At 53.7% G+C, this 4,031-nt stretch carries 4 protein-coding genes and 3 tRNA genes; all 7 read right to left on the bottom strand.

Going from position 1 to position 4,031, the window contains the following annotated elements; all coding sequences use genetic code 11:
- Position 1: 1 nt before the first annotated feature.
- Entirely contained in the window at positions 2–1,195 is a 1,194-nt protein-coding gene (gene tuf, locus ACYYKW_RS26430; RefSeq protein WP_024014521.1) for an elongation factor Tu, read from the bottom strand.
- An 85-nt stretch (positions 1,196–1,280) separates the two neighbouring features.
- Positions 1,281–1,356, bottom strand: a tRNA-Thr gene (locus tag ACYYKW_RS26425).
- Between the two features lie 26 nt (positions 1,357–1,382).
- Positions 1,383–1,456 (bottom strand) — tRNA-Gly (locus ACYYKW_RS26420).
- Between the two features lie 25 nt (positions 1,457–1,481).
- Positions 1,482–1,566 (bottom strand) — tRNA-Tyr (locus ACYYKW_RS26415).
- Positions 1,567–1,709: 143 nt separating this feature from the next.
- Complete coding sequence (locus ACYYKW_RS26410) at positions 1,710–2,150, bottom strand: hypothetical protein (protein ID WP_464991583.1); 441 nt, start codon at positions 2,148–2,150, stop codon at positions 1,710–1,712.
- Between the two features lie 7 nt (positions 2,151–2,157).
- Positions 2,158–2,910 carry a pantothenate kinase gene (locus ACYYKW_RS26405; protein WP_464991582.1) on the bottom strand — a complete coding sequence of 251 codons (753 nt, stop codon included), beginning with the start codon at positions 2,908–2,910 and terminating at the stop codon, positions 2,158–2,160.
- Positions 2,900–3,853 carry a bifunctional biotin--[acetyl-CoA-carboxylase] ligase/biotin operon repressor BirA gene (birA, locus tag ACYYKW_RS26400; protein ID WP_090286782.1) on the bottom strand — a complete coding sequence of 318 codons (954 nt, stop codon included), beginning with the start codon at positions 3,851–3,853 and terminating at the stop codon, positions 2,900–2,902. Before birA ends, ACYYKW_RS26405 begins: the two co-directional genes overlap by 11 nt.
- Positions 3,854–4,031 lie beyond the last annotated feature (178 nt).

Below are 4,031 nucleotides of genomic sequence, written 5' to 3'. Positions count from 1 at the left end.
CTTACTCGATGATTTTGGCTACGACGCCGGCGCCGACGGTACGACCGCCTTCACGGATAGCGAAACGCAGACCGTCTTCCATCGCGATGGTTTTGATCAGGGTAACAGTCATCTGAATGTTGTCACCTGGCATTACCATTTCAACGCCTTCTGGCAGCTCGCAGTTACCAGTCACGTCAGTAGTACGGAAGTAGAACTGTGGACGGTAGCCTTTGAAGAACGGAGTGTGACGACCGCCTTCTTCCTTGCTCAGAACGTAAACTTCTGCGGTGAACTTGGTGTGCGGCTTGACCGAACCTGGCTTGACCAGAACCTGGCCACGCTCAACGTCGTCACGCTTGGTACCACGCAGCAGAACGCCGCAGTTCTCGCCAGCACGACCTTCGTCGAGCAGCTTGCGGAACATCTCAACACCGGTGCAGGTGGTGGTGGTGGTGTCACGCAGACCAACGATTTCCAGTGCATCCTGAACGCGAACGATACCGCGCTCGATACGACCAGTCACAACAGTACCGCGACCCGAGATCGAGAATACGTCTTCGATTGGCATCAGGAATGGCTTGTCGATCATACGAACTGGTTCTGGGATGTAGGTATCCAGAGTTTCAACCAGTTTACGAACGGCAGTGGTGCCCATTTCGTTGTCGTCTTTGCCTTCCAGCGCCATACGAGCCGAACCGATGATGATCGGAGTGTCGTCGCCTGGGAAGTCGTAGGTCGACAGCAGGTCACGAACTTCCATCTCAACCAGTTCCAGCAGCTCAGCGTCGTCTACCAGGTCAGCCTTGTTCAGGAAAACCACGATGTACGGAACGCCTACCTGACGGGACAGCAGGATGTGCTCACGGGTTTGTGGCATCGGACCATCAGCGGCCGAGCAAACCAGGATCGCGCCGTCCATCTGGGCAGCACCGGTGATCATGTTCTTCACGTAGTCAGCGTGACCTGGGCAGTCAACGTGAGCGTAGTGACGAATAGTCGAGTTGTACTCAACGTGAGCGGTGTTAATGGTGATACCGCGAGCTTTTTCTTCTGGAGCGCTGTCGATCTTGTCGAATTCAACGACGGCCGAACCGAAAACTTCGGAGCAGACGCGAGTCAGAGCAGCGGTCAGAGTGGTTTTACCGTGGTCAACGTGACCAATGGTCCCAACGTTGACGTGGGGCAGGGAACGATCAAATTTTTCCTTAGCCATCGATATCACCCTCAAACAGAAGAATTGGAAAAACAATATCAACCATTAAAACAAAGGCAGATATTTTCATATCTGCCTTGTTAGATGGAGCTCTTGAGCGGATTTGAACCGCTGACCTCACCCTTACCAAGGGTGTGCTCTACCAACTGAGCTACAAGAGCAAAACACTTTGCACAACCTGCAAACTTGGAGCGGGTAGCGGGAATCGAACCCGCATCATCAGCTTGGAAGGCTGAGGTTCTACCACTAAACTATACCCGCGGAGCCTGCAGCTCACGCTTAAATCTGGTGGAGGGAGAAGGATTCGAACCTTCGAAGTCGTAGACGTCAGATTTACAGTCTGATCCCTTTGGCCGCTCGGGAACCCCTCCTAATCAGGCCGGCATTCTATACTATGCCAAACCCCTGTCAAGCATTTTCTCATTTAAAAACCTGAGGTTAGCTGCATTGACACCACCCCACTTCAACTACCTCTTCAGGTCTTCGCTGTGGAGCGGGCGCCATTCTATGCAAACTATTGAACAGGTGCAACCCCCTCACACAGCATTATTTTATGTTTTAACTCATTGAATTCATTGGAAAGGTTTTGCAACTGGACATCACCCAATAAACGCTGGCTCTGAGGCGCGACAGACAACCAATAACCCTCTCCCGAAACATCTTTTGACGAAGACCGCACCTCGACCCCCATTCCTGCCAAACGTTGCTGAAGACGTGCAATCGACTCCTGCCGGGCAAGGCCGCCGAGGAACAAGCAGTCTTGCCGCCGGCCCTCCTGCCCCTTAGACCCCTCCCCCATATTACCGTTCGACTCACTTAGCAAACGAATGTCTTGCTGGGAACCGCGGTACAAGCTGAGAGGCGTCACATCCTTTGCACGCAGAGGCGCCTCCTGCTGATGCCAGACATAATAAAAAACGTTCAGAACGACTAACAGGAGGAACAACCAACGCATACAAACCTCAGGAAAAAGGACACGCCATAGCCAACCCAACGAATACCAGGTCCGGCACGACCCGAGCCTCAGGCGCAACATCTGCCACCAGCCGGGCATCACCCCCCGTTATGAAAACTGCAAAATTCTCACCCCAAGACGCGTGGGCAATTTCCATCTGGGTCAACACAAAGCCTCGCAACATCAAGGAACAACCGCGCTCCACCGCCTCAACAGTTGTGCGCCCTGGCGCAGTGCTGGACAGCGCGCGCTCAGCCGCCAGGTCTCCATAGCGAATCTTCCGGGTATGCGTGCGCAATTGATCTCGCATCAATGGCATTCCAGGACAAATGAAGCCTCCCAGATGCTCACCGTCAGCCGCTACGAAATCTGCCGTCACCGCTGTACCGAAATCGAGTACCAGGCACGCCTTGCCCGATGCCAAGTGGAAGCCGCCTAGCATGGCCAGCCAGCGATCGAGCCCCAGGCGCTGATAATCTTCGTAACCATTCCTGACGCCGGACATTTGCTGAGCGGACGTGGCGCGCACTACCGAAATAGCGAACTCGCGCTCAAGAACATCAACCAGAGAATCTGTTTCCTCAGCGGTCCTGACACTGACCACGCGACATCTGCGGAGGGCAAGCCCATCCAGAGCCTTCAAGCTCTCCAGCAATGCCAGATCAGAGTCCACGACACCCTCGGCATACAAGACTCCAGACGCAGATTTCAATACTCGCCACTTGATGAAACTGTTTCCACAATCGAGCTCAAGAATCATCACGCAACCTCAGGCTGAGCTCACCACCACTAAAGACTTTCTCCACCCCATCCACCTTCAGCCGCAGCGCACCCTGGCTATCTATTCCAACTACCACGCCGTCTATCTGGTTTGAACCTGCAATCAATGATACCGAACGACCCTGCCACAAATGATTGGCTTCCCATTCTGCTTGAAGCGTAGAAAAGCCTTTCAACTGATGGCGCTGGATATAGGAGTTCAACTGTGCGCTCAACTCCCCCACCAAAGCATTACGATCAACACTATTGCCGGATTCGAGCCGTATCGAAGTCCATTGCTGGTCGACTTCGTCAGCCTTTTGCATGTTCACGTTGATGCCAATGCCCAACACTACATGACAAACATCCGCCGGATCGCCGACGAGCTCAAGGAGGATCCCCGCGACTTTCTTGTTTCCGACAAGAACATCGTTGGGCCATTTCAGTCCGGCAGAGGAGACATCGAAATTTCGCAGAGCCTGCATAACAGCCAAACCCACGACGAGACTCAATCCCTCAAGCTGGCGCATCCCGCCATCAATACGCAGGACGAGGCTGTAATAAAGGTTTTCAGCAAACGGACTGACCCATTTACGTCCTCTACGCCCACGGCCGGAGACCTGCCGCTCAGCGAGAACCAAAAACGGCGCAGAAGCACCTTGGCCGATGGCGCGTAGCGCTTCAGCATTTGTCGAGTCGACTGAATCCAGCACGGTCACCGGCCACTTCGGCACTGTTGCGGAGATTTCCACCGAATCGAGCAGAGTCAATGGCGCTGCCAATTGATAGCCCCGCCCTCGAACCTTATGGATGGACAATCCAAGTTCAGCCTCAAGGTGCTGAAGCTGCTTCCATACTGCGCTCCGACTTATCCCCAGAGCAGCCCCCAGATCCTGGCCAGAATGGAATCGACCGTCCTTCAAGAGATTTAACAACGTCAGCATGCAGGTCTCGCCTCACAATGAGGCCCGAATAATAGCCATGCACCGGGCCATTGCATAGAAATCAAGCGCATCGATTTCCCGCAGGCAAAACAAAACCCCAACTGCTTTCGCAATTGGGGTTTCGGAATTTAATCTTGACGATGACCTACTCTCACATGGGGAAACCCCACACTACCAT

This window comes from Pseudomonas sp. 15C (genome assembly GCF_055484735.1).
The sequence above is the reverse complement of the archived record's forward strand: the minus strand, read 5'-3'. Positions and strand labels throughout refer to the sequence as shown.

What these genes read in the sequence shown, in the direction of transcription:
- tuf (WP_024014521.1), bottom strand. Translation starts at nt 1,195, where the DNA reads ATGGCTAAGGAAAAATTTGATCGTTCCCTGCCCCACGTCAACGTTGGG.
- ACYYKW_RS26410 (WP_464991583.1), bottom strand. Translation starts at nt 2,150, where the DNA reads ATGCGTTGGTTGTTCCTCCTGTTAGTCGTTCTGAACGTTTTTTATTAT.
- ACYYKW_RS26405 (WP_464991582.1), bottom strand. Translation starts at nt 2,910, where the DNA reads ATGATTCTTGAGCTCGATTGTGGAAACAGTTTCATCAAGTGGCGAGTA.
- birA (WP_090286782.1), bottom strand. Translation starts at nt 3,853, where the DNA reads ATGCTGACGTTGTTAAATCTCTTGAAGGACGGTCGATTCCATTCTGGC.